The organism is Streptomyces sp. NRRL B-24572, from assembly GCF_002156145.1.
Taxonomy (GTDB): Bacteria; Actinomycetota; Actinomycetes; order Streptomycetales; family Streptomycetaceae; genus Streptomyces; species Streptomyces vietnamensis.
The window spans coordinates 1-1,970 of the sequence record NZ_MWIG01000958.1; the positions used below are offsets into that span (position 1 = coordinate 1).

General features: G+C 75.7%; 2 protein-coding genes and 1 pseudogene. 1 reads left to right on the forward strand and 2 read right to left on the reverse strand.

The genetic code is table 11. The features are described 5' to 3' along the window. Positions 1-210, forward strand: a pseudogene (locus CCN56_RS38785) (hypothetical protein); the annotation flags it as partial. A 28-nt stretch (positions 211-238) separates the two neighbouring features. Here the strand turns inward: CCN56_RS38785 and CCN56_RS38790 are convergent. Beyond that, on the reverse strand, positions 239-1,366 hold the full coding sequence (locus tag CCN56_RS38790; protein WP_086832323.1) for a GNAT family N-acetyltransferase: 1,128 nt from the start codon (positions 1,364-1,366) through the stop codon (positions 239-241). After that, positions 1,363-1,923: a lipopolysaccharide biosynthesis protein gene (locus CCN56_RS38795; RefSeq protein WP_256962405.1), complete on the reverse strand. Its 561-nt coding sequence runs from the start codon at positions 1,921-1,923 to the stop codon at positions 1,363-1,365. Before CCN56_RS38795 ends, CCN56_RS38790 begins: the two co-directional genes overlap by 4 nt. Positions 1,924-1,970: the final 47 nt, after the last annotated feature.

A 1,970-nucleotide genomic window follows, 5' to 3' on the forward strand; every position in this document is an offset into this window, starting at 1 on the left:
CCGGAACCCAAGCCCGAGCCGAAGCCCGAGCCCAAGCCGGAACCCGAGCCCGACTGCTGGACCGTGGACCTCGGTTCATGGGTGGAGCACTGGCTCGGCGGGTCCGTCTGCGTCCCGAAGGACGAGTGGAAGGACGAGACCGACCTCGACTGGAAGGACAGCTGGCAGGACGACTGGAAGGAGGACTGGCAGGAGGCCTGGCCCTTCTGACGCTCCTCACGGGCGGCGGTGACGGAGCTCATCCGCCACCGCCGCCACCACGCCCGAGCGCCCGCCCGACCCAGGCCCGTTCCCGTGCCTGCCTGGCGACCCAGCGCCGGGCGTCGGCCGCGCCCGCGCGCAGCCAGAGGAGCGGGGCCGTACCGCGTCCGGTGAGGAGGAGACGCCGGTTGCGGACCGGTTCGGGCCGCCAGTGCTGCTTGTACGACTCGCTGCCCCGCAGCATGCTCAGCGTGGCCCGCCCGCCCGCGCTGGTCTCGCGCGCCCCGTGCCGGAGCAGCATCGTCGCCACGTCGACCTTGCGGGCGCGCAGGGCGGGGTCGGCGCCGTACAGGTAGCCGCCCGCGAGCCGCGGGGACATCAGGGTCAGGTCGGCGGCGACGACGTCCCCGGCGAGCCGGAACTCGGTGACCATCGCGTCGCCGCGCTCGACCATGGGCCGCACGGCCCGGGTGAGGTGCTGGGCGAACCGCTCGCTGGTGTGCTCGGCGGTCACGCCCCGGCCCTGCCACTGGAGCTGATGGAGCCTGAGGAGCCGGTCGAGGGCGGCGGGGACCTCCTCGCCGGTCACCACGCGCGCGTCGATGCCGAGCGCGTCGAGCTTCCGCAGCTTGGCGCGGACCCGCTGGGCCTTCCCGGACGGGATCCGTTCGAGGAGCCCCTCCATGGGGACGGCGGGCAGCTCCAGGCAGAGCGAGTCGGGCAGTCGGCGGCGCGGCCCGCGCCAGTGGGCGAAGACGCGTTCGCTGGCCGCCCCGGGCCGGACCTCCCGCAGGTCGAGGACCGCGCCCCGGGCGGCCCGGGCGAGGGCACCGGCGAGCGCGGGCGCCGCCTCGGGGCAGGCGTCGTCGAGGAGGACGTCCGTGAAGTCGGTGATGGCGCCGCCGAGCGGGGTGAGGACGGGCAGCGGTCCGCGGGCCCGCATCAGGGGCGCGGCGGCGACGAGCTCGCCGCCCTCACGTCGTACGAGCACCACCCGCAGCGCACCGGGCCTGCCGTACGAGAGCCACCAGGAGTGCAGCCAGGAGTGGGACTGGAAGGGGGTGGCGGAGGAGCAGCGCCCGTACAGCGCCGTCCACTCGGCCGAGAGCCGCCCGAACTCCTCCTCGTCACGGCAGACCTCGGCCCGCAGGGTTCTCGGGCTCACACCGCCTCCGCCTTGTGCGTGGCGACCGCCGGGGCGGGCACCGCGGCGGTCGCGGCCGGGGCGGTCGCCTGCCGGGAGTGTCGGGCGCCGTCGCGCGTGGCGGCGCGCTTCGGGCGGACCAGCAGGACCAGGCCGCCGAGGAGACCGCCCGCGCAGCCCCCGACGAGCGCGGAGAGCGGCGCGGAGGGGGAGACGGGGGTGAGGGGCTTGGTGGCGCGGGAGAACTGGACGACCTTCACTCCGGTGTTGCCGGCGACGTGCGCGCTGTCGAGGACGAGTGCGCGGGCCACCCCGTCGGCCATGGAGACCGCCTGGGCGGGCTTCGCCGACCGTGCGGTGATCGAGATCATCGGCGCGTCCGGGGAGGTCGCGGCCTGCACGTTCTTCCGCAGGGTGTCGGCGGTGACCCCGGCCCACACCTGGGCGTCTCCGGTCACCGCGATGTCGGTGGCGACCCGCCCGTACGCCTGGGCGAAGCCGAGCGCCGCCGAGGCGTCGGACTTCTCGGCCGGTACGACGATGACGTAACTGGTCGCCGCGTACTCCGGGGTCTTCAGGGCTCCGTAGCCGCCGCCGTCCTCGCCGGGGCGGTGCTCGGCGGCGG